General features: G+C 69.1%; 15 protein-coding genes and 1 pseudogene. 5 read left to right on the top strand and 11 right to left on the bottom strand.

Annotated elements, in window-relative coordinates; all coding sequences use genetic code 11:
• Nucleotides 1–633: 633 nt before the first annotated feature.
• The 4 genes from ACZ69I_RS25310 to ACZ69I_RS25295 form a co-directional block, all read right to left on the bottom strand.
• A complete protein-coding gene (locus tag ACZ69I_RS25310; protein WP_470834781.1) occupies nt 634–807 on the bottom strand; it encodes a universal stress protein in 174 nt (57 codons plus the stop codon).
• Nucleotides 808–946: 139 nt separating this feature from the next.
• Complete coding sequence (locus ACZ69I_RS25305) at nt 947–3,340, bottom strand: glycoside hydrolase family 65 protein (RefSeq protein ID WP_470834779.1); 2,394 nt, start codon at nt 3,338–3,340, stop codon at nt 947–949.
• Nucleotides 3,337–4,092: an HAD family hydrolase gene (locus ACZ69I_RS25300; RefSeq protein WP_470834887.1), complete on the bottom strand. Its 756-nt coding sequence runs from the start codon at nt 4,090–4,092 to the stop codon at nt 3,337–3,339. Before ACZ69I_RS25300 ends, ACZ69I_RS25305 begins: the two co-directional genes overlap by 4 nt.
• Nucleotides 4,093–4,365: 273 nt before the next feature.
• Nucleotides 4,366–5,256: a universal stress protein gene (locus ACZ69I_RS25295; RefSeq protein ID WP_470834777.1), complete on the bottom strand. Its 891-nt coding sequence runs from the start codon at nt 5,254–5,256 to the stop codon at nt 4,366–4,368.
• Nucleotides 5,257–5,561: 305 nt separating this feature from the next.
• Between ACZ69I_RS25295 and ACZ69I_RS25290 the strand changes: the two genes are divergently transcribed.
• Genes ACZ69I_RS25290 through ACZ69I_RS25280 form a run of 3 tightly spaced genes read left to right on the top strand, consistent with a single transcriptional unit; the run spans nt 5,562 to nt 10,037 of the window.
• Nucleotides 5,562–7,946, top strand: a complete 2,385-nt coding sequence (locus ACZ69I_RS25290) for a phosphoketolase family protein (protein ID WP_470834776.1) — start codon at nt 5,562–5,564, stop codon at nt 7,944–7,946.
• Nucleotides 7,947–8,001: 55 nt separating this feature from the next.
• A complete protein-coding gene (locus ACZ69I_RS25285) occupies nt 8,002–8,295 on the top strand; it encodes a cation-transporting P-type ATPase (RefSeq protein WP_470834774.1) in 294 nt (97 codons plus the stop codon).
• On the top strand, nt 8,292–10,037 hold the full coding sequence (locus tag ACZ69I_RS25280) for a sensor histidine kinase (protein WP_470834773.1): 1,746 nt from the start codon (nt 8,292–8,294) through the stop codon (nt 10,035–10,037). The genes ACZ69I_RS25285 and ACZ69I_RS25280 overlap by 4 nt, the downstream gene beginning before the upstream one ends.
• Nucleotides 10,038–10,094: 57 nt before the next feature.
• On the opposite strand, the gene ACZ69I_RS25275 is transcribed toward ACZ69I_RS25280, so the two are convergent.
• From ACZ69I_RS25275 to ACZ69I_RS25255, 5 genes are all read right to left on the bottom strand, one after another.
• A complete protein-coding gene (locus ACZ69I_RS25275) occupies nt 10,095–10,796 on the bottom strand; it encodes a response regulator (RefSeq protein ID WP_470834771.1) in 702 nt (233 codons plus the stop codon).
• 129 nt (nt 10,797–10,925) lie between these two features.
• Complete coding sequence (locus ACZ69I_RS25270) at nt 10,926–11,588, bottom strand: CBS domain-containing protein (RefSeq protein ID WP_470834769.1); 663 nt, start codon at nt 11,586–11,588, stop codon at nt 10,926–10,928.
• Nucleotides 11,589–11,630: 42 nt separating this feature from the next.
• The gene (locus ACZ69I_RS25265; protein ID WP_470834767.1) at nt 11,631–12,095 is read right to left on the bottom strand and encodes a cyclic nucleotide-binding domain-containing protein; all 465 of its coding nucleotides are present in this window, start codon (nt 12,093–12,095) and stop codon (nt 11,631–11,633) included.
• Between the two features lie 572 nt (nt 12,096–12,667).
• The gene (locus ACZ69I_RS25260) at nt 12,668–13,636 is read right to left on the bottom strand and encodes a hypothetical protein (RefSeq protein WP_470834766.1); all 969 of its coding nucleotides are present in this window, start codon (nt 13,634–13,636) and stop codon (nt 12,668–12,670) included.
• A 62-nt stretch (nt 13,637–13,698) separates the two neighbouring features.
• Nucleotides 13,699–15,312 carry a hypothetical protein gene (locus tag ACZ69I_RS25255; RefSeq protein WP_470834765.1) on the bottom strand — a complete coding sequence of 538 codons (1,614 nt, stop codon included), beginning with the start codon at nt 15,310–15,312 and terminating at the stop codon, nt 13,699–13,701.
• Nucleotides 15,313–15,910: 598 nt separating this feature from the next.
• Between ACZ69I_RS25255 and ACZ69I_RS25250 the strand changes: the two are divergent.
• Nucleotides 15,911–16,025: pseudogene (locus tag ACZ69I_RS25250) on the top strand (IS5/IS1182 family transposase); the annotation flags it as partial.
• Between the two features lie 50 nt (nt 16,026–16,075).
• Here the strand turns inward: ACZ69I_RS25250 and ACZ69I_RS25245 are convergent.
• Entirely contained in the window at nt 16,076–16,537 is a 462-nt protein-coding gene (locus tag ACZ69I_RS25245; protein WP_470834885.1) for an ATP-binding protein, read from the bottom strand.
• A gap of 818 nt (nt 16,538–17,355) precedes the next feature.
• On the opposite strand from ACZ69I_RS25245, the gene htpG reads away from it, so the two are divergent.
• Nucleotides 17,356–19,185, top strand: coding sequence for a molecular chaperone HtpG (gene htpG, locus ACZ69I_RS25240; protein WP_467681521.1), 1,830 nt, complete (start codon nt 17,356–17,358; stop codon nt 19,183–19,185).
• A gap of 136 nt (nt 19,186–19,321) precedes the next feature.
• On the opposite strand, the gene ACZ69I_RS25235 is transcribed toward htpG, so the two are convergent.
• Nucleotides 19,322–20,791, bottom strand: a complete 1,470-nt coding sequence (locus ACZ69I_RS25235) for an FAD-dependent monooxygenase (RefSeq protein WP_470834764.1) — start codon at nt 20,789–20,791, stop codon at nt 19,322–19,324.
• Between the last annotated feature and the right edge of the window lie 32 nt (nt 20,792–20,823).

Raw genomic sequence — 20,823 nt, 5'->3', positions numbered from 1 at the left:
AAGCGAACTTCCGATCGATTTGCGTGTCCAGTGAAACGTACCAAACCGAGGGGAGCGGGACGGGACGCCACCGGACCACTCCGGAGGCGGGCCGCGCCGCCGCCCGCTTCCTCTTCGGATGCCGCGTATGGCCGTCGCTCGGTTCTCTGGTGAGGAGGCCAACCCGTGCTGGTCCTCGTGCCGGCTGGGATGCCGGCAAAGGGCGGGCCTTGGGCCCGGATGCGCGGTGGGCCACTGCAGTTCGGGCCGCGCGACCGGGGACGAGAGATCAGGAGTGGCGCGCGGCGATCCGGGCGGCCGGTGATCCGGCAGTCCGGTAAGCGACGACGTCCCCCAACAGGATGTGGTTGACCGGCAGGATGACGGGCCTGTCGGGCGAGTGGACAAGCCCACTCGCCCGAGGCCATGCGCGCCCAGCAGCCGACGGCACTCCCCGACACCCAGTCCGGTGAACTGCGGGCGGTAGGGCGCTCCCCCGGTGCCGGGTGGGAGATCCATCGTGCCGCCTGCCAGTTCGGCGACCGTCGTCTCCAGCGCGCTGGCGAGGCTGGTCAGGAAAACGATACCCGGTGACGTGATGGTCTGCTCCTCCACGTATCTGACGTAGGCGGACGCCGAGGCGGCCGCGCTTGGTCAGGCGTGGGGCACCACGGTGACGGTGGGGAACTTCCCCCGCCAAGGCGCCAAACCCCGGACATGGAGCAGCCGGAGCGGCAGTCGTCGACGCGAAGCCTCACCTGCGGCCCACTCCACGGCAGCCAGGCTCTCGTGTGAACCATCGATGCCTGCGATCACGGTGCGGGGCATTGGAGCCTCCTGAGTCGGTCGTCATCGGGACGTCCGCCCCCCCGTGTGATAGGAGCGTGCAGCAGGGGCCGTTGGTCCCTCACCGTCTCCAACAGGCCTCGGCTGTCGCCGTGCGTCCCGGGCAGGTCGAAAGGATGCATCACCGTTCGTGCAGCGGCAGCGAACAGCTCTTGCCCGGGGAGAGGGACACCGTCCGAGTGGGAAGCCTGATGTCGATCGGCGATCGCTGAGAGGCGGGCGCGCTGATACGGAGCTCACCGGCCCCTACCTGCACGGTGATCCCTTCATGCCCCTGATAGCGCACAGAGAAGCCGTATTCGGAGAGTGGCGGCAGCGAGACAGGGTCGAGCCACAGTGCTCCGTCCCGTGTCTCGAGGCCGGTGAGACCGCGCTGGACCAGGTCCAGGGTGCCGGCCATGGCGCCGAGATGGATGCCCTCTTCCGTGGTGCCGCCCTGGACGTCCGCCACGTCGCCCGCCAGTACCTCCCCGACGTATGTCCAGGCGTCCTCGCGTCGCAGGCGGGCCAGCACCCAGCCGTGCACAAGACTGCTGAGGGTGGAACCGTGACTCGTGCGCCGCACATAGTGGTCGACGGTCCTTGCCCACATCGCGTCGTCCAGTTCGTAGCCCAGCCGGGCGAAGATCTGGCGCAGTTCGGCCGGCGAGAAGAGGTAGCCGAGCATGAGGACGTCGGCCTGTTTGGAGGCCTGGTAGCGGTTGGCCGTGTCGCCCTCAGCCTCCAGGATCCGGTCGAGCCTGCGGATGTCGCCGTAATGCGCCCGGTAGGCGCTCCAGTTGAGTTCCGCGAGTGCCCCGTAGCCCTCGAACTGGCTGATGACCCCGTCGTGGAAAGCCACCCTCAGCTTCCGTGACACCTCGTCCCACCGGTCCAGTTCGCTCAACCGTAGTCCGGTTCGCTCGCGCAGTTCGTCCTGGCGAGCCTGTGGCAGTGCGCGCACCACGTCGAGCGCGCGGGCGAGTACCCAGGCGGCGGTGACGTTCGTGTAGGCGTTGTCATCGAGACCGGGCGTCGAGGAGCCAGGGCGGGCGTCGTGGTACTCGTCGGGGCCGACCACGCCGAGGATTCGGTACCGTCCGGTGCTGTCGTCGTAGGTCGCGAGATCTGCCCAGAAGCGGGCGATCTCCGTCAGCATCTCCACGCCCTTGGTGTGCAGGAATTCGGTGTCACCGCTGGCCTCGCAGTACTGCCACACGTTGTAGGCGATCGCCGATCCGACATGGTGCTGGAGTCGTGAGTGGTCGGGCAGCCATCGTCCGGAGCGGGGGTTGAGGTGCACCTGCTGGGTTTCCTCGCGGCCGTCGCTCCCGCTCTGCCAGGGGTAGAGGGCACCGGCCCGGCCGACGTCGGAGGCTGCGTTCCGTGCCTGTTCGAGACGCCGGTGGCGGTAGGTGAGCAGTGCGCGGGAAACCTGAGGGAAGTGCAGGTTCATATATGGCAGGACGAAGAGCTCGTCCCAGAAGATGTGGCCCCGGTAGGCCTCCCCGTGCAGGCCGCGGGCCGGTACGCCGACATCGAGGTCGGCCGTGTGCGGGGATAGGGTCTGCAGGATGTGGAACAGGTGCAGGCGCAGGATGCCGCCCGACTTCCCCGGTACGTCCAGCTCCGCGCTGTTCCACAGACGCAGCCAGGCCGCGCGGTGCGAGATGAGGAGCGTCTCGAATCCCGGTGCCCGGCCTGCCCTGTCGACGGCGGCGTGCAGTGGATCACTGATGGCGGGGTCGCGTGACGTGTGCAGAGCCACGACCTTGTCGACGGCTGTCGGGCGGCCGGGGGCGAGGGAGAGTCGCAGGACCTGGGTGACCCGCAGGGCGCGAAGGTCGGTGTGGCGGCGATCGACGGGGCCTACGGCGGTCACACGGCTGGCCATGCCGACGCGGATCGCGGATGTATGGGTGTGACAGGTCAGCCAGGCGGAGTCCGATGTGGCGCGCCCGGTGCGGACGTCGGTGAGGTGGTGGCCGTCGAGCTGCCGGTAGCGGGCGACGCCGTCGTTGGTGACAGCCCCGTCCAGGGCCGCCTCGATCTCCATGCTGCCCGCCCACCCCTCAGCGGTGAACTCGGTGCGCAGCGCGGCGAGATGCGGGTCCGCCATGTGGACGAGCCGCAGCTGTCGCACGGACAGCACCCGGTCACCCCCGACCGAGTAGCGCATGGTGCGTTCCAAGGTCCCGGCACGCAGGTCCAGGCGCTGATGATGGTCGAGCAGCGCCGCGCTGTCCGGCGAGAGCCAGGGCGCGTCGGCGCTCTCCGCGTCGACCCTGAAGCGCAAGGGGAGCCAGTTGGGAAGGTTGACGATGTCCTCGTTCTCGACGTCGCGGCCGGCCACCGTGGAGGTGAGCCGGTCGTAGCAGCCCGCGGCATACGTGCCGGGGTAGTGGGCCTCGCCGGCCGGGCACTCGGGCGCGGCACCACGAGTGGCGAAGTAGCCGTTGCCCAGCGTGCAGAGTGCCTCGCGCAGGCGCTCCGACGCCGGGTCGTGCCCGTAGTACTCCCAGGTCCATCCGGTCACGGCTGGACCTCCCCGTCGTCGTCGAAGAGTTCGGCCAGGTCCGTGACCACGACGTCGGCGCCCCGTCCCAGCAGCGCGGCGCCCGTGCCCGGAACCGCGGTACGGTCCACGCCGATGACGAGGCCGAACCCGCCGCGGCGACCCGCCTCGACCCCCGCCAGGGCGTCCTCCACCACTGCGGTGTGCTCCTCCGGGGTGCCGAGTCTGCTGGCCGCCTCCAGGAACAGAGCGGGATCCGGTTTGCCCGGCAGCGCCAGACGAGCCGCTTCGGCGCCTTCCACCACGGCCACGAAGAGCTCGAACACCCCGGCGCCCCGCAGCAGTTCGACTGCGTGACGGGACGCGGAGACCGCGGCCATCGGCACGCCTCGGGCGTGCAGCACCCGTAACAGCCGGACCGTTCCGGGATACGCCTCGATGCGGCCCTGGTTCAGGCGCTCCACGAAGAGCTGCTCCTTGCGGGCGGCGACCGCCCCCACGGTGGCGGTTCCCGGGGGGTCGTTGAGGCAGCCTGCCGGGAGCCGCAGCCTTCGCGAGGCGAGGAACGAGGCGGCACCGTCGAGCCGCGATCTGCCGTCCACGTAGCGCAGGTAGTCAGCGGAGAGGTCGAAGGGCCGTTCGGGCCCGGGGCCCCGTGACGGGTGTGCGCGCAGACACGCGTCGAAGGCGGTCTTCCAGGCGGCGGCGTGGAGCCGTGCGGAGTCGGTGATGACTCCGTCGGTGTCGAACACGACGGCTCTCACGTCTCGCAATAGGGGGAGGCGTGTCCGGTCCCGAGCGGGCGCGTGGCCTCGATCGGCGGCGGTGGGTCCGGGATCGGCGGTGGCGGTGCCGCGGAGTTTGTCTCCTGTGGTCCACGGGTGTGCGCTCATGACGGCTCTCCTGTAATCGACGGGCTCCGGGCACTCGCGAGGCAGGAGCGGATGGCGCCGCGAGGGATCGATGCGCTGGTGGCGCAGTGGCGCAGTGGTGGGGGGCGGAGGAGCTGGTGTACGAGGGGTAGCCCGGCCGGGGCGATCGCCTGGTCAGGCATACGGTACGACGACCATCGGGCAGCGGACGTGGTGCAGTGCCGAGTGGATCGTCGGCCCCGTGAACGGATCGGAGCGGGGCCGGTCGCGCCGGCCGAGGACGAGGAGTCCGGCATCGGACGCGGCGTGCAGCAGCAGGCTCTGCGCACGGCCCCGGAGCGCCGCGGTCGTCACCGCCGTGCGGGGGTACTTCGCCCGCCACGGCTGCACCAGCGCGTCGAGAGCCGACTCGTGCTCCACTGCCGCCTCGCGGCCATCCCCGGCGCCCCGGCCCATCGCCGTGATCGAGGGCAGCCGGTAGCCGTACAGGACCTGGACGGCGGCGCCGCGCGACTGTGCCGCCTCGAAAGCGAAGGCGATGGCCTCCTCGCTGGGGTGTGCCAGGTCCACTCCGAGCAGCACAGCACGGTACGGAGTGTCCGTCGAACTATGACCTTCTACGTTCAACTGGTGTGCGTCTGCTGCCTGTTCGCCCGCCCGTACGAGGGCGACGGGGGTCGCGGACAGCGCCGTGAGGCTCAGGCTCACCGATCCCGTGAGGTAGCCGGTGAAGCCGTTGAGCCCTCGTGATCCCAGCACAAGAAGCGCGCCCTGCGACGACGCTTCCAGGAGTACGGCCGGAGCGGGTCCCGGCATCTGAGCTTCCTCGACTTGCAGGTGCGGATACAGGGATCCGAGGTGATCGTGGGCCTCGCGCAGGATGCGCTGCGCCCACTGGCGCTGGCTGGTCGTCGAGGGGACGGCGGCGGAGGGATGCGGGGACCATGTCCAGGCGTGGACGAGGCGCAGTGCCGTGTCACGGCACTGCGCCTCCCGCGCCGCCCAGCCGGCGGCGGCCAGGCTCTCGGGAGATCCGTCGATGCCGACGATGACGGGACGGAGCATGATGCTCGCCTCCTGTTGGATGTAGCTCTGCACAGACGCGTTCGGTTCGCACAAGCTCGTTCGGTTCACCCTCGCACCGGCTGCGGTAACACAAGAGAGGCCACCCGGCGTCGGCACGGGGCCGAACGGCCCCTCTCCCGCCGTCCGTTGCGGCGACCACGATGGGGGCAGTGCGAGACCGTCCGTGATCGTCAGCGCGGTCAGCGGCCGTCCACGGCCGAGCGGTGACCGTCGTCGGCCAAGGGCCCCTGCCGCCGGTGGGGCGGCCGCCCGGACCGGCTCGCCATCACCCAAGGGAGCGAGACATGGACAGTCCTGCCCAGGGAGACGCCCGTTACCTCGACGACATCGCACTCGCGTCGCTGGACGCACACTGGAGGGCCGCGAACTACCTGGCCGTCGGCCAGATCTACCTGATGTCCAACCCGCTCCTCAAGGAGCCGCTGCGGCCCGAACACATCAAGCCCCGGCTGCTGGGCCACTGGGGAACCTCGCCCGGCCTCAACCTTGTGCACACCCACCTCAACCGCGTGGCACGGGAGTGCGGACAGGACACCGTGTGTGTCTGGGGGCCCGGCCACGGCGGTCCCGCAGTCCTCGCGAACTCCTGGCTGGAGGGCACGTACTCCGAGACCTATCCGGACGTCAGCCGGGACGAGGCCGGCATGGGTCGGCTCTTCCGGCGATTCTCCTTCCCCGGCGGAGTGCCCAGCCACGTGGCGCCGGAGACGCCGGGGTCGATCCACGAGGGAGGCGAGCTGGGATACGCGCTGTCCCATGCCTATGGCGCGGCCCTGGACAATCCGGATCTCCTCGTCGGATGCGTGATCGGCGACGGTGAGGCCGAGACCGGTCCGCTGGCGGCCTCGTGGCACTCCAACAAGTTCCTGGACCCGGTCCACGACGGAGCCGTCCTGCCGATCCTGCATCTCAACGGCTACAAGATCGCCAACCCGACCGTCCTCGCACGCCTGCCCAGGGAGGAACTCGACGACTTCCTGCGGGGTGTGGGGCACGAGCCCTTGCACGTCGAGGGTGGCGAACCGCTGCGGGTGCACAGCGCCATGGCGCACGCGATGGACACCGCGCTCGACCGGATCAGGACCGCGCAGCGGCGCGCCCGCGAAGAAGGCGTGAGCGAACGCGTCCGCTGGCCGATGATCGTCCTGCGCACACCCAAGGGGTGGACCGGACCGGCCGAGGTCGATGGGCTGCCGGTCGAGGGGACGTGGCGCGCCCATCAGGTCCCTCTGAGCGAAGTGCGCGAAAACCCCGACCATATGCGCCAGTTGGAGCAGTGGATGCGCTCCTATCGGCCCGAGGAGCTTTTCGACGAGGCCGGGCGGCCCGTCGACGCCGTACTGGACTGCGTACCGGCCGGAACGCGGCGGTTGGGGGCGAGCCCGCACGCCAACGGAGGGTTGCTCGTCCACGACCTGCCGATCCCGCCGCTGGACCGGCACGCCGTACTCGTCGACAAGCCCGGCAGCACCCTGCACGAGCCCACCCGGGTTCTGGGTGGCCTCCTGGAAGGGGTGATGGAGAACACCGCGCGGCGGCGTGACTTCCGGCTGGTGGGACCGGACGAGACCGCCTCCAACCGCCTCCAGGACGTGTACGGGGCGAGCGGCAAGGCCTGGCAGGCGCAGACACTGGACACCGACGAGCACCTGGACCCGCACGGCCGGGTGATGGAGATCCTCTCGGAGCACACCTGTCAGGGATGGCTGGAGGGCTACCTCCTCACCGGCAGGCACGGCCTCTTCTCCTGCTATGAAGCGTTCGTCCACATCGTCGACTCCATGGTCAACCAGCACATCAAGTGGCTGCGCACCTCCCGGCGGCTACCCTGGCGGCGTCCCATCGCTTCGCTCAACTACCTGCTCACCTCGCACGTGTGGCGGCAGGACAGCAACGGTTTCTCCCATCAGGACCCCGGCTTCATCGACCACGTCCTCAACAAGTCACCGGAGGTCGTACGGGTGTACCTGCCGCCGGACGCCAACACGCTGCTGTCCGTGGCGGACCACGTCCTGCGCTCCCGCGACTACGTCAACGTCGTCGTGGCGGGCAAGCAGCCTTGCTTCGACTGGCTGACGCTCGAGGAGGCCCGGGGGCACTGTGCCCGCGGTGCGGGGATCTGGGACTGGGCCGGCAGCGACAACCACGACGGGGAGCCCGACGTCGTCCTCGGGTGTGCGGGGGACGTTCCCACCCTGGAGGTCATGGCCGCCGCCCAGCTCCTGCGGCGCCACCTGCCCGACCTCGCCGTCCGGGTCGTCAACGTGGTCGACCTGGCCCGCCTGCTCCCGCGGGAGGAACATCCGCACGGAATGTCGGACGCGGACTTCGACGCCCTGTTCACCCCCGACAAGCCCGTCGTCTTCGCGTACCACGGTTACCCGTGGCTCATCCACCGCCTCACCTACCGGCGCACCGGGCACGCCAACCTGCACGTGCGCGGATACAAGGAGGAGGGCACCACGACCACGCCCTTCGACATGGTGGTGCGCAACGACCTCGACCGCTACCGGCTGGTCATGGACGTCATCGACCGCGTCCCCGGCCTCGCCGTCCGCGCCGCCGCCGTCCGCCAGGAGATGGCGGACGTACGACTGCGCCACCACGCGTGGATCCGCGCACACGGCACCGATCTCCCCGAGGTCAGCGACTGGGTCTGGACCAACTGACCTCCAGGGACACCCGGAACCAGAGCAGGCGGAGCCGTCGTGTCGATATCGTCAGATGTCCACCCCATCGTCGGATGGCCACCCCGACCCGACCCACGAAGCGGGCCTGAGCCGGGGACCGGCTGCCCGGCTGTTGACCGAGTGCGGCCCCAACACGCTCGCCCCGCCCATCGCGATCCCCCTGTGGTCCCGCGTCTTAGCGCAACTCCACGACCCGCTGGTCGTCCTGCTGCTGGCCGCGGTGGCACCGACCGTCGCCACCGCGGACTACGCCGACGGACAGTACGGTGAACAGCGAGGAACCGGTTCGAACTGCCTTGTCTGCTGTGTCGGTCGGAGGAAGTCATGAGCGGGGATGGACGCGGCGGTTCCGAGGAGCACGTGCCCAAGCTGCGGCTCGACGAACTGCTGGGCGAGCTGCAGGTGCGCATCGACGCGGTCCGCGGCACCCGGGACCGCCTGCACAGCCTGCTGGAGGCCGTCCTCTCGGTCGGACGGGAACTCGACCTGCCCCAGGTACTGCGCAGCATCGTCGAGGCCGCGGTGCTGCTGGTGGACGCCGAGTACGCAGCGCTGGGCGTGATCGGCGGTGACCAGAGTCTGTCAGAGTTCCTGACCGTCGGCATCGGCGAAGAGGGACGCTCGGAGATCGGGGCACTGCCCAGCGGGCACGGTCTTCTCGGCGAGCTGATCCGCCATCCGGTGCCATTGCGGCTGCCGGAGCTGTCGGAGCACCCGGCGTCGTACGGCTTTCCGGCGAACCACCCGCCGATGCACTCCTTCCTGGGCGTACCGATCCGGGTGCGCGACGAGGTGTTCGGAAACCTCTACCTCACCGAGAAGCGCAGCGCCAGGGAATTCGACGCGGAGGACGAGTCCGTCCTGTCGACGCTGGCAGTGGCCGCCGGGGTGGCCATCGAGAACGCGCGGCTGTACGAGGAGACGAGGCTGCGCGAGCGCTGGCAGCGGGCCAGCGGCAAGGTCACCAGCATGCTCCTGACCGGTGCGCCGAGCGCGGAGGTGATGGAACTGATCGTCGACGAGGCCCGGAAGATCGTCTCCGCTGACATGGGTCTGATCGCGGAGCGCGTACCGGGCGAGGAGACACTGCGACCGGCCCTGGCGGTCGGCCTGGGCAGAGAGGAACGCGGCGGTGTGGTGTTGTCCGCGCGGGGCGGTTTCGTCGGAGCGGCACTCGGCGCGATGGAACCAGTGGTCAGCGCCGACGTCGAGCACGACTCCCGCACGGGCGAAGGCGAATCCCAGTGGGCCGGGCTCGGACCCGTGGTCGCGGTGCCGCTCGGCGCCGGCGGGAAAGCACGGGGCGTGTTGCTGCTGGGGCGTGTACCGGGCGGTACGCCGTTCGGTGAGGTGGACTCCGGGCCGTTGCTCGGGTTCGCCGACCAGGCGGCGCTGGCGCTGGAGCTGGCAGAGCGGCGACGGGACGCGGAACAGATCACCCTGCTCCAGGACCGGGACCGCATCGCCCGCGACCTCCATGACATCGCCATCCAGCGGCTTTTCGCGGCCGGCATGACCCTCCAGAGTGCTCAGCGTTTCATGGAGCACCCCGAGGGCATGGAGCGGTTGACACGGACCGTCGACGACCTCGACGACACCATCAAGATCATCCGGTCTGCGATCTTCGGACTGCGCACCCACGGCGGGGGCGGGCGGGAGAGCGACGGCTTGCGCGGCCGGGTCTCCGAGGCGGTGAGGGACTCGGCCACGTCACTCGGATTCCCGCCCGCGTTGCGCATTGAGGGGCTCGTCGAGACCGATGTCCCCGGCGACATCGCCGACCACGCGGTCGCGGTACTCGGCGAGGTGCTCAGCAACGCGGCCCGGCACTCCGGAGCACAGGCGGTGGACGTCCGACTTCAGTGTGCCAGGGGCGAGTTGACGCTCACGGTGACGGACGACGGCTGCGGGGTGCCGGACGGCGTCGGGCGCAGCGGGCTGAAGAACATCCAGGAGCGGGCCGTCGCCCTCGGCGGAACACTGACACTCGACGAGCGGCCGGAGGGCGGCGGCACGCGACTGGTGTGGCGGGTTCCCGTGAGTGCGGACGGAGCCGCGGCCGGAGGCTGACCGCACACGGACCCGGCCCGGTAGCAGGTCCGGACGATGAGGAGGGGCATGACGGGCTCATCGCATCGGGTGGTCGGTGGAGTCGGGCCGTTCGAGATGGCTGGCCAGGACCGCCGCTTGGACGCGGCGTTGGACGCCGAGTTTGGCCAGCAGCCGGGAGATGTGGTTCTTCACCGTTTTCTCGGACAGATAGAGCTTCTTGCCGATCTCGCGGTTGGTGAGCCCGTCACCGATGAGCGTGAGGATGTCTCGCTCGCGAGGTGACAGGCTGGCGAGCTCAGGTGCGAGTGCGGGTCCTTCGGCGGGACCCGCGCGCAGGGAGCGCATCAGGCGGGCAGTCATCGTGGGGTCCAGCATCGACTGGCCGGAAGCGACCGTGCGGACCGCCGAGACCAGGTCGGAGCCCTTGATCTGCTTGAGCACATAGCCCGCCGCCCCGGCCATGATCGCGTCGAGCAGAGCCTCTTCGTCGTCGAATGACGTCAGCATCAGACAGGCCAGCTCCGGCATCGCGCTGCGCAGCTCGCGGCAGACACTGATTCCGTCACCGTCCGGCAGGCGTACGTCGAGGACGGCCACGTCCGGGCGCAGCGCCGGTGCGCGCACCAGCGCGCGCTCTGCGCTGTCCGCGTCACCGACCACCGAGATACCGGGCTCGGAGTCCAGCAGGTCGGTGAGACCGCGTCGTACGACCTCGTGGTCATCCAGCAGGAAGACCCGGATCGGGTTGTGTTCCGTGAAGGTACGAGCCCCGGCCATGACGACCTCTCGTTCGATGGTGAACTACGGATCACGCGCCGACTGTGATGACCATCGTCGCCCTTGGGCGGCGGACGCACCAGGGCCGAGTGGTCCAATACGGCGACGGCCGTCGGATTCGGCCGCCGGTCATTGCTCCGGGCGGCGAGCCGGGCCGGCGAGCTTGCACTCCACGTCCACCACACCCTCGACGGCCCGCACCAGGCGTGCGGCCACGGGCACCAGAGAGGTGTCCCTGACCCGTCCGGAGAGTGTGACGACCCCGCCCTTCACGCGCACGTGGACAGGCGGGAACGACGCGGGGAACAGGTACGACACGACTTCCCTGCGGACCTCCTCGGCGACTTCCTCGTCGACCCGCAGGAACACCTTCAGGAGATCCCCGCGGCTGACAACCCCTTCCAGCCGGGCTGTATCGTCGACGACGGGCAGCCGTTTGACCTTGGCGTGCGCCATGATGCGGGCAGCCTGCGCGAGGGTCGCGTTCGCGTGGACGGTCAGGGCCGGGGATGTCATCAGCTCCTCGGCGGTGACGGCGCCGGCCTTGGCGAGATCGGAGAAGCGCCGCAGCTGTGTGGGGCCTTCGGGGTCGGCGTCGCGGAACTCCTCCTTGTACAGCAGGTCGGCCTCGGAGACGACGCCGACCACCCGGCCATCGCCCTCCAGAACGGGAAGGGCACTGACGTTCCACTCTTCCATCAGCCGCGCGATCTCCTTGAAGTCGGCCCTGCGGCCGATGGAGGCGACGGTGTGTGTCATCACGTCGCTCACAATGTGCGGGCTGCCGTGCACGGTGACTCCTTGGTCGGTTCCGACGGTTGCATCGTGGTCGGATCAGCGCGAGGTGCCGCTGCCGTAGGGCGCGTACACGTCCAGCAAGCGGGTCCTCGCCGACCGCAGCCGACGGGCGACGATCTCTCCCACCCACCGGGTCACTGCCACTCCCAGCACGGGATCGGCCCGGCACATGACCCCTACGGCCTCGGCGTCGAACTCGTACGCGCGCACCGGACTCGTCGTCTCGGCACCCAGACACCAAGCGTGCGGTCCGAACAACCAGGACCAACCCACGAGTTCGTTGTGCCCGAGTACCTCGATGATGGCTGCTCGGCGACCGGCCACGTGCAGGTCGAGGGCGATCGTGCCCGTACGGATGATCCAGAATCGGTCGGCGCGCCCGCCCTCCTTGAAAAGGCGGGTGCCCTGCGGGAACGACACCTCGCGGGCGAGGCGCATCAGCTGATCCCGGTGCTCGACCGGCAACGCCCGCAGCATGGTGGATATGGGGAAAGCGTTCATGGCCCTGCCTCTTCCTGGAGCGCGACCCTGCCGACTCCACTCTCTTCCCACCCCCTCTCCTCCGCCATGGGCCACTCGGCCCCCAGGCCGGGCCGCATGGCCACAGCCCTCGCCCCGGGAGGGAGCGCCGAGACGGTGAGCCGGACGGGTCGAGTGCCACTTCCGGTTGAGTCAGGCCACTCGAAGGCAGGTAGCTTCCCAAAGAGGGCACGTCCCGCAGAACAATGCAGAGCTCGCAACACGATCTTGTTGAAGTGCCCAGGTGGGGCGTGACCGATGTGACGATTCGGCCGTGGACCGTGGATGACGACTTGGATGTTGATCGAGCCGCTGCTGCCTCCTTGGCCGGAGAAGTCGCCGGGGCCACGGCCGGTTCCGTTCGCCGAGCTGAATGCGGCCGGCGAACTCGACTGGTCCCGCGCCTGCGTGGACGGTTTCCACGTCCGCGCGAAAAAAAGGGGGAGCCGGTGCCGGTCCGTCGCCGGCGGAAGACGGGAAGCAAACACCACCTGATCTGCTGGAGACGCCTCAAGGTGCACCGATCATGATCGTGTTACGAGCTCTGTGGGATTTCACAGAACCGGGGTGTTGTACTGCCTTCCTAGAGGGACAGTGATGCGGAAACGGTCGCTGTCATCAGCGAGAGCGTGAATGTCCTCGGGCACAGGAAAGACGGCGGTGCGGGACCGCGGTATCGAGACCGTGCCGATCCTTCGCACGAGCACCGCTGTTTCGCTGTCCGGTTCTGCCCGGTAGAGCCCGACCGGAACCCGGCTGCCCGGCGTGAAGCCGAAGACGAGCAACCGCCGGGTGTCGCCGTCCAGCCAACTGCGGTCGGGTACTGACGGGAGTTCGACCGACTGATCACGGGTCGCGGAGACCTTGCCAGATCGCGCACTGACGGTCAGCTCCAGGACGTCGGCCAGGCTTTCCCGGGCCGAGCTCGGGGGAACGAAAGGCCACATCTCGCTCTGCCGGAGCCCCTTCCCCACGTCGTACAACCGCAGTTGACCTCCGCGGAAGAGGGTGCTGGACGGCTCGGCATGCTGGAAGGTGACGCTTCCCTCAGCGGAAACCGTAGTGGTGGGGTACTCGTGACCATTCACTGAGACTGTGACGGCGACGTCGCCGACAGGGAACCCGAAGAGGCAGAGCGAGACATGCTCGGGGATGCGCAGGCTCTTGCGGCCGTTGATGCTGCTGCTCACCCAAACAGCAGGACTGTCGGACTGGTGATCGGGGAGCTTCTCGAGGTCCTCGGCACAACTTGATGTCGCGCCGTTTCCGGCAGCCAGAAGGTCGATCTGTCGCGAGAGCAACAGATCGGTGTCAGGGCCTATGGACTGCGAACTCGTAGCAACGCTGGGTTGAGCTGTGGTGGCCGACCGGGAACCGTCCTTGCCTGCTGAGGACGAGATCGTGTTGGGCTCCGACGTTTCCTTGTCGGTGTCATGGGGTGAGGTGCACCCGGCTGTGATCGTGCAGAGCAGTGCCATGGGAACGACCACTGCCGCGGTCGCCCTGATCGAGGCCACTTTCATCGCTGCCCCTCTTCTCTTTTATCCTCTTCGAGCTCTATGTGTTCCTTGTGATTCCGGTGGGTTCAAGCGCACCGTGTACGGGCGGCGTCCGCCTCCTGTGCGTAAGCGAGCCGGTACTTCTCGGGCAACTCGGGGCTCACCTGCTCGGCGCGTACGGCTTCCCGAAGCTGCCGCAGCGACTCTTTCTGGGCGGCCCGTGCCGTCGCCGTATCGCAGCGGGCCAGCGCCCAGGAGGCCAGCAGGCCTTTCCACAGGCCGCGTTGCAGGAAGCGGGGCTGAAGAGCCAGGGCCTCCTCGATGAGGTCGGACGCCCGCTGCAGATCCCCCTGCTCCGCCGCGTGCACAGCGGCGATGGATGTAGCGAGCGAGCGCAGTTCCTTGACCGGCTTTCCTCCTTCGGCGGCGCGTACGCTGGTCGTGAGCCGTTCGACCGTGCCGTCGTCGGTGATGAGTCCGGCCGTGATGCGGCACTGCTCCACCTGGGCCAGGTTGATCTTGGCCTTGAGACGGCCGAGACGGGTGAATGCCGTGTTGTTGTTCAGTCGGCGCAGGGTGCCTGAGGCACGCGCGAGCGCCGCTGCGCTGACAGTGCCGCGGCGGCAGCTCGGCTTCGCGCCCAGCGCCAGCCGATAGCCGTTGCCCGCCAGACTCAGCTCTGCCCGCAAGCCGACGGGGGAGCTGAAGGGGACAGTCAGGTAGTCGGTCCGAGCGGCCCTCAGCAGCTCCTGTCGGACAGTGCCTGATGCAGCGGCTGCCTGTTGCTCCAGGGCGTGGCCACGGAAGAGCCTGACCATGTCAGAGGTGACGAACCTGCTGTTCGGCCCGCCTGCGCCGACTCCCCGATTGCTCGGGCTCGGACGGTGGCTCTTGTCGGTCGCAGGGAGCAGTTCTTCCAAGATCTGGCTCGCATGTGCGGCCTTGCCAGTGCGCCATGCATCCAGAGCGTCGATAAAGGCTGCCAGGTGCTTTGCGCGCCGAACGAGCTCGGTGACGACCTCTTCGCGGCTGCGCGCAGACTGCCAGCCTTGGTCCATGGCGATCGATTCGCTGAGGTACCAGCCCACGAGCTCCGGCGCGTCGGGGACTTGATCGGCTCGGATGTACACGGCGGGGCGTACGTCGATCTGCCCGCCGGGCGCTGCGGCGACGATGCCGCCGATGAGGATCTCCGCGCCGGTCTGATCGACGAACTTCCGTGTTCGTTCGTCGAGTTCGTTGCCGCCAGTGCGCCTCAGGGCGTCCAGCGGCAGCGTGGTCTCGGTCGCATAGCTACGCACCTTGGCGGTGGCTGGCAGCGCCTTTTCGAGCGAGGCGGCGAAGGCGCGGGACACGTCATCAAGTACCTGCTCATCCTCGGCGTCGGCCGGCCCGGTGAACCCGACGACCGCTACATCGCGGGCACCCGTCATTCGGGTGAGCGGTGCTGTCGGTTCGCGAAACAGGTACAGGACAAGCACGCTTGTGACGAACAGGCCGCACGACAGAAGGCCGAAGAGCACCCTCGTACGGCGTGAGCTGTCCGCGAAGCTCTCCTGAAGAGTCATTCGAACTGTCAGTGCGAGAGGCAGCAGCATCCCCGACAGCACGAAGGCCGTCGACACACTGCTCAACCGTGTGCCGAGCTCGTCCGCCACCAGCAGCGCGGACGGCAACGCGGCGGTCAGCACTGCCACCACCGCCCAGGCCCACCGTGACAAGCCATTCCCCGGCGATCCCGCGTCGGACGGCACGGAGGCGGATAAGGGCGGGGGTACCGGGGACTCCGGTGTGGTCGGGGTCGGCATGGCAGGTGCCGACGTCGCAGGTGCAGTCAAAGGGTGTGGTGGCGCTGGCACTTGTCCGCTTAGTGCCTGGTCAGCCTGCGCCTCTGCAGAAGAATGCGTAACGGAGTCAGTCGGCGGATCACCGCTACTTGCTGAGGACTGCTGCTGGTCGGGCATGTGACTCCTCATACCCGGTTAAGGCTGGGTACGGCCCCACCGAGTAACGATACGACCGTGATACACCCACGTCGACCGGCACCGCAGCCGAAGTCGAGCCTTGGCTTGCAGGCAACGTTTTGGTGTACTGACCTACTGACTTTCGCAGCGTTTCTTCGGATCATCGGAGCGTTGGTCGATGTGTGTCGTCAGGTCTTCAGCTCCCTGCTTGCCGACGCCGACGGTGCCCGCGAGCAGGGCGTCGCGATCGACTCCACGATCGGGCGGGCTCATCAACGCGCCGCCGGGGTCCGTCAAAAGGGGTGCCCCGGCCGGGGAGCCTGCCGACCATGGCCTTGGTCGGTCCCGCGGCAGGCTGACCACGAAGATCCACCTCGCTGCCGATGGCTGCTGCCGACCGCCGGCTTTCGTCATCACATTCGGCCAGGCCGGCGACGCACCTGCATTCGAGCAGGCCATGCCAGAATCCGGGTGCCCCGCCGGACAAGCCGCCTCAGGGTCACGTCGGAGGCGGTGTTGACCGGCAAGGCGTATCCGTCCCGGGCGATCCGCCGTCATCTGCGACGGCGCGGCATCCGGGCGGAGTGAAGCAGGCAGTGACGGTCTTTCCGTCCTGTTGCTCGTGGGTGTGCCAGTGGTCGGCGACCGCGTCGACCAGTGCGAGCCCGCGTCCGCCGGACGAGGTGCTGTCGGGCGCCCGAGGCGTGGGCAGGTCGGGATCAGAGTCGTGCACGCTCACGTGCAGGCACCGGCTGTCCCAGGTCAGGATCAGCTGCGCGTCGCTGTGCGCGTGCACGTGAGCGTTGGTGATCAGCTCCGACACGGTCAGCAGCACGTCGTCCACCGTCTCCGGGGTATACGCGGTCCACTCCAGGGAGTCCAGGTGCTTGAGTGCCCAACGTCGCCCCTCCCGTGCTCCGCTGGATACGGGGAACGACCGAGCCCAGCCCACGGCCCTCATCGACATGTCGGTCACAACGTCTCCTTCCAACCGGGGACCTACCGTCTACCCGCGTGTCCGCGAAGCAAAGGCCACACGGGCCGAAGCGCGGCGCACCGGTGGTGCCGACCTTGCCGACCGGTCCGTGCCTCGACCGGATCGTCGTGACTGAGTGCCGCTGTGCGAGAGGCGCGGTGTATGGCGTGGGAGCGGCAGGGTCGCGCGGGCACGCGCTTTGCTCTGAACCAGCCCTGTGAACACCCGCCAGCCGTGCAGGGCCCCGCGCGGGGAGGATCACCACATGGAACAGCCGGTGTCAGGACCCGCCTCGGAAGAGCCCGAGCAAGCGGCACTGTTCGCGTGGTCGACCGCTCCCCGGTACGGACGGCGCCCGGGGTGTTGCGGGACGCTCCGCAGGCGCGCCGTCTGCTTGACGTGCGCGAGGTCTACGCGGAGCCGACGGCCCCCGACTCGCCACGCGGCCGTCAGATCACGGTGCGGCTGCCCGGGGTGCCTGTGACGGAGGTGGGCAGCCACTGGCCCATCCGCTCCCTGCACGGGAATGACTGCAACATCACACGGTGGGTCCGCATCAAGACCGAGACGCTTGTCCTCGAGGTCAGGCGTCAGCTCGTGACCCTCCCCAACGGCAGGCCCGTGTGGGGCGCCGACGAGGCTCCCGGCGCTCACCCCGCAGCGTCCCACGCCGACTTCGTCACGCCCGGCCTCCTTCCTGGCCGAGGCCGGGCCCGGCTGTGCGCGCGACCCCCGCGCCGCCCCATGAAAATGGTGACGGAAAATGTTGGCGTCACACCGACCGCCCGACCAGAAGGGAAGCCATGAGTACCGAGACGCTGGAGTTTCAGGCCGAGGCACGGCAGTTGCTGGAGCTGATGGTCCACTCGATCTACTCGAACAAGGACATCTTCCTTCGCGAACTCGTCTCCAACGCCTCAGATGCCCTGGACAAGCGGCGCCTCGCCGGCCTGAAGGACGACAACCTCAGAGCGGACGACCTGCACATCGAGATCGAGGCCGACAAGGAGGCCCGCACGCTGACCGTGCGGGACAACGGCATCGGCATGACGCGCGACGACGTGGTGGGTCTGATCGGCACCATCGCCAGGTCCGGCACGGCCGAGACGCTGCGTCGACTCAAGGAGAACAAGGAATCGGCCGAGCTGATCGGCCAGTTCGGCGTCGGCTTCTACTCCGTGTTCATGGTCGCCGACAAGGTCACCCTGCTCACCCGCAAAGCCGGTGAGACGACGGGGGTGCGCTGGGAGTCGGACGGCGACGGCACGTACACGATCGAGACCGTCGAGGACGCGCCCGAGGGCACGTCGGTCCGCGTGCACCTGCGGCCCGCCGACGAGGAGGACGCGCTCTACGACTACACCGATGAAGGGAAGATCCGGGAGATCGTCAAGCGGTACTCGGACTTCATCTCCTTCCCCGTCCGGATGGGGGAGACCACCCTCAACTCGATGAAGGCGCTCTGGGCCCGCCCGCGCTCGGAGGTGAGTGAGGAGGAGTACCGGGAGTTCTACCGGCACATCAGCCATGACTGGACGGACCCGCTCGACATCATCCAGATGCGGGCCGAGGGCACCTTCGAGTACGAGGCCCTGCTGTTCCTGCCCTCACGGGCCCCGCACGACCTCTACCAGCGGGACGCCCGCCACGGCCTCCAGCTCTACGTCAAGCGTGTGTTCATCCTGGACGACAGCCGCGAACTCCTGCCCGGCTACCTGCGCTTCGTCAAGGGCGTCGTCGACGCCGCCGACCTGTCGCTGAACATCTCCCGCGAGATCCTCCAGCAGGACCGGCACATCCAGCTCATCCGCCGCCGCCTGGCGAAGAAGATCCTGGCGTCCATCAAGGATCTGATGAGCAAGGACGCCGAGAAGTACCGCACGTTCTGGCGCGAGTTCGGCCCCGCCGTCAAGGAGGGTCTCCTCGACGGGGCGGAGGACCACAAGGCGATTCTCGACATCGCGTCCTTCACCTCCACCGTCGGCGAGGAGCCCACCACCCTGGCCGACTACGTCGCGCGGATGCCGGAGGGCCAGGACAAGATCTACTTCATGACCGGCGACAGCCGCGCCCAGATCGAGAACTCCCCGCACATGGAGGCGTTCCGCGCCAAGGGGTACGAGGTGCTGCTGCTCACCGACCCGGTGGACGAGATCTGGGTCGAGGCCGTCCGCGACTACGAGGGTACGGAGTTGCAGTCCATCACCCGTGGCGCGGTGGACCTGCCCTCCGAGGAGGAGCCGTCGCCGGAGGAGGCCGGGGCGTACGAGGCCGTCCTTGCCTGGCTCAACGAGACGCTCGACGACGTCAAGGAGGTGCGGCTGACGACCCGGCTCACCAGCTCACCGGCGTGTCTGGTCAGCGACACCGACGGCCTCACACCGGCCCTGGAGAAGATGTACAAGGCGATGGGACAGGAGCTCCCGTCGGTCAAGCGCATCCTTGAGCTGAACCCGAAACACCCGCTGGTCAGCGCGGTCAGGACTGCTCACGGCGAGCGGCCCGACGACCCGGAGCTGAGCGAGACGGCCGAGCTGCTGTACGGCACCGCCCTGCTCGCCGAGGGAGGCGACCTGGCCGACCCGGCGCGCTTCGCCGCCCTGCTGGCCGACCGCCTCAGCAAGACGGTCTGAACTGCGGCCCGAAATGCCGCGTGAGCTGTGAGTTGCGAGCGCCGAGTCGTGAGCCGTGAGGCGGGGCTCGGCGCGTAAGGGGCCGCGTTGCCGTATCTGTCCAAAGGGTGCGCGGCCCCGCACTCGGCCCCGCACGTCACTTGCGGTGCGTGGTGGCGAGGGCCGAGGTGAGGCTGTCGGCGAGGGCGGTGTCGTCGTGGTCTGCGCTGGCCCAGGCGATATGGCCGTCGGGGCGGACGAGGACGGCGCGGACGTCGGTGTACTCGGCCGGCGGCTGGTACGGGGTGGCGGTGTGGACGTGCAGTCCGCGGCGCGCGTATCCGGCGAGGCGGCCGCTGCCGGTGAGGTCCAGCAGGAGGTGACCGTCGACGCGCAGCAGCGCGAACAGGCCGGTGTCGCCGAGGGTGAGGTCGGGGGCGCGGGTGCCGGTCAGCGGGTGGGCGCCGGGGGTGGTGGCCGGGTAGGTGACGGCGAGGGAGCTGACCTGGGCGGCCAGGTGGTCGTTGAGGTCGGGCAGGGTGGTGATCAGCCGGGCGAGCAGGCCGCGCAGGTCGAGTCCCTCGGGGGTGAAGGCGGTCATCAGGGCGACCTGGGCGCGGCTGGTGGCGGTGAGCTCGGCGCCGACAGGGTGGCGTTCGGCGTGGTAGGTGTCCAACAGGCCTGCGGGCGCCCAGCCGTTGAGGGTGGCCGCGAGCTTCCAGGCGAGGTTGGCGGCGTCCTGGATGCCGACGTTCATGCCGACGCCGCCGGCGGGGAAGTGCTGGTGAGCGGCGTCTCCGGCGAGGAAGACACGGCCCTTGCGGTACTCGTCGGCGAGGCGGGTGGCGTTGCCGTAGCGGGAGAGCCAGGCCGGGTCGCGCAGGCCGAAGTCGGTACCGGCCATGGCGACCACGTTGTCGCGCAGTTCGTCCAGGGTGAGGTCGCCGGGCCAGGTGGTGGTGAGGTCGCGGGGGGTGATGCCGACCAGGCGGTGGATGCCGCCGGGCATGGGGGCGGCCATGAGGGCGCCCGCGGGGCCGAAGTAGCTGTAGCCGGGTGCGGGCGGGTCGTCCAGGACCACGTCGCCGAGCCAGCCGAGCACGGTGGAGGGGGTGCCGGGGTAGTCGATGCCGGCCGCGGTGCGCACGGTGCTGCGGGCGCCGTCGCAGCCGACCAGGTAGGCCGCTTGGAGGGTGGAGGGCCCGTGTGGTCCGGTGGTGTGCACGGCGATGTGGTCGGGGTGTTCGGTGAAGCCGGTGACCTCGTGTCCGCGCAGGATGTGCGCGCCCAGGTCGAGGGCCTGACCCTCAAGGAGTGCCTCGGTGCGCTCCTGGGGCAGGGCGAGGGTGTGGGGGAAGGGGCTGGGCAGGCGGCGGAAGTCCAGGCGGGAGTCGAGGGCGCCGAAGTGGCCTCCGGGCAGCGGTATGCCCTCGCTCACGAAGGGCTGGTGCGCGCCGCGGGAGGCAAAGGTCTCGATGGTGCGGGGGTGCACGGTCAGGGCGCGGGAGCGGGAGTCGCGTTCGGGGCGGGGCTCGATCACGGCGACGCTGATGCCCGCGCGGCGCAGTTCGCCTGCGAGCCACAGGCCCACAGGCCCGGCACCTGCGACGACAACCTGAAAGTTCATGGTCGTTCTCCTCCTCGACACCGACTCTTGGT

The sequence above is a fragment of the Streptomyces sp. NPDC036815 genome, from assembly GCF_055609205.1.
Note: the sequence above shows the minus strand (reverse complement) of the source record. Positions and strands in the feature narration are given on the sequence as shown.

Coding starts and splice junctions, on each gene's coding strand:
- ACZ69I_RS25290 (WP_470834776.1), top strand. CDS start 5,562: ATGGACAGTCCTGCCCAGGGAGACGCCCGTTACCTCGACGACATCGCA.
- ACZ69I_RS25295 (WP_470834777.1), bottom strand. CDS start 5,256: ATGCTCCGTCCCGTCATCGTCGGCATCGACGGATCTCCCGAGAGCCTG.
- ACZ69I_RS25310 (WP_470834781.1), bottom strand. CDS start 807: ATGCCCCGCACCGTGATCGCAGGCATCGATGGTTCACACGAGAGCCTG.
- ACZ69I_RS25275 (WP_470834771.1), bottom strand. CDS start 10,796: ATGGCCGGGGCTCGTACCTTCACGGAACACAACCCGATCCGGGTCTTC.
- ACZ69I_RS25235 (WP_470834764.1), bottom strand. CDS start 20,791: ATGAACTTTCAGGTTGTCGTCGCAGGTGCCGGGCCTGTGGGCCTGTGG.
- ACZ69I_RS25245 (WP_470834885.1), bottom strand. CDS start 16,537: ATGAGGGCCGTGGGCTGGGCTCGGTCGTTCCCCGTATCCAGCGGAGCA.
- ACZ69I_RS25280 (WP_470834773.1), top strand. CDS start 8,292: ATGAGCGGGGATGGACGCGGCGGTTCCGAGGAGCACGTGCCCAAGCTG.
- htpG (WP_467681521.1), top strand. CDS start 17,356: ATGAGTACCGAGACGCTGGAGTTTCAGGCCGAGGCACGGCAGTTGCTG.
- ACZ69I_RS25260 (WP_470834766.1), bottom strand. CDS start 13,636: ATGAAAGTGGCCTCGATCAGGGCGACCGCGGCAGTGGTCGTTCCCATG.
- ACZ69I_RS25265 (WP_470834767.1), bottom strand. CDS start 12,095: ATGAACGCTTTCCCCATATCCACCATGCTGCGGGCGTTGCCGGTCGAG.
- ACZ69I_RS25285 (WP_470834774.1), top strand. CDS start 8,002: ATGTCCACCCCATCGTCGGATGGCCACCCCGACCCGACCCACGAAGCG.